The organism is Streptomyces sp. CA2R106 (genome assembly GCF_037034245.1).
Taxonomy (GTDB): domain Bacteria; phylum Actinomycetota; class Actinomycetes; order Streptomycetales; family Streptomycetaceae; genus Actinacidiphila.
In genome coordinates, this window is sequence record NZ_JBAGKC010000108.1 from 1 (window position 1) to 1,851 (window position 1,851).

Annotated in this window: 1 protein-coding gene; it reads left to right on the forward strand. The window is 71.0% G+C overall.

Annotated features, from left to right (window positions below; translation table 11 throughout):
- On the forward strand, positions 1-1,851 hold a 1,851-nt coding region (locus WA788_RS35215; RefSeq protein ID WP_335984508.1), incomplete at both ends, for a beta-ketoacyl reductase.

Consider the following 1,851-nt stretch of genomic DNA (forward strand, 5'->3'; position numbering starts at 1 on the left):
GCCGCCGTGGCGGGCGATCATGACGGTGACTCGGCCGACGGCGCGTTCTGGCAGGCGATCGAGAGCAACGACGTCGAGGCACTCGCCGGTGTACTCGGCCTGACCGCCGAGCGCTCGACGATCGCATCGCTGATGCCGGCCCTCTCCGGCCTGCGGCAGCGGCAGCGCAGTCGGGCGAAGTTCAACGCGCAGCTGTACCGGGTGGCGTGGGAACCGGTGACCGCGGACATCCGGCCGGCGGTCAGCGGTAGCCGGCTGATCCTCGTCCCCCCGGGATTCCCTGATGAGAGGGTCGCCGCCGAGGTGGCGGAGGCGCTGTCCGCCGACGGCGGCGTGGTCCACCGTCTTGAGACAGACCTGTCGCAGGTCGGTGCCTTGATGAGTGAGCGCTACTCCGAAGTCGTGGGCGTGGTCTCCTTCCTGCCCCCTGGAGAGCCGGTCGTCGACGGCGTCCCGGTGTGGAACGCCACGGTCGAGGCAGTACCTGCCGAGTCGGCCGACCGGCCCGGCGACCCGCGGCAGTCCGTGATCTGGGACCGGCCGTCGATGGCGGGCGGCCGCGGCGGATGTCTTGATCTGCCCCGCGCATGGGACGCCACCACCCGGGGCCGGCTGCGCGCCGTGCTCGGCGGCCAGTACAGCGAGGACCGGCTGGCCCTGCGCCCGGCGGGCGTGTTCGCCAGGAAGGTGCGCGTCGCACCCATCGACGCCGACACCTCACGGCTGCCCTGGCAGCCGACGGGCAAGGTCCTGCTGTCCGGTGACGACAACGGCCCGCTCGCCGCGGCAGTCACCCGATGGCTGACGACCGCGGGCGCCGAGGTCGTCCGAGGAGCAGACCTGCCCCAGGACGCCACTGCGGTCGTCGCCTTGCCGGATGGTCAGGCCGGGGCGCAGGACATCGAGGATCTGCTCCACCTGCACGATCAGACCGTCGACCGCGAGCTGTCGGCGTTCGTCGTCATCTCCCACGCCGGCGCTCAGCTCGGGATCGAGCAGGACGTGGACAAGCGTGCCTACGGAGCCTTCGCTGCTGCGTTGGTGAGCCACCGCCGGGCAGCAGGCCGCGCGGCCACCTCCGTCGCCTGGCACGGTGCCGGCGCCGGAGCTGTCGACGGCATGCGCCACACCGACCCCGACGATCTGGCCGAAGTGCTCGCCTGGACCGTGGGACACGACCACACGTCCGTCGTCGTCGCGGACCTCACCGATGAGCTGCGATCCACCATCCTGAGCGGCTCCCGCCATGAGGTGGCGCAGGGGCAGAAGGACGGCGCCCAAGCCACTGGTTCGTCGGGGGTCGACGGCGAGGCCACTGGTTCGTCGGGGGTCGACGGCGAACGTCAGCTCGCCCGCCTGGTCCTGACCCTTGCCGCCGAAGTGCTCGGTCACGACGGCCCGCAGGGCGTCGACGCGGACCGGAGCTTCCGCGAGCAGGGCTTCGACTCCTATAGCGCACTTGATCTCCGCAACCGGCTGAAGACCGCCACCACACTCCAGCTGCCCGCCACCGTCCTGTTCGACTATCCGACACCGACAGCGCTGGTGGGCTACCTGCGGCAGCAACTGACCGGTGAGCAAGAGGCCCTGCGGGAAACGCCTGCTGCGGTTGCCCGGATGCAGGAGCCGGTGGTGATCGTGGGGATGGGTTGTCGGTTCCCGGGTGGGGTGGAGGATCCGGAGGGTTTCTGGCGGTTGGTTGCGGGGGGCTCTGATGCGATGTCGGGGTTCCCGGCGGACCGCGGCTGGGACGGGGAGGCCGGTGACGGCTCCGATTCCGGTGATGGGGGTGCGGGTTATGCCCGGGTGGGTGGGTTCTTGGAGGGTGCGGGTGGGTTCGATGCGGAGTTT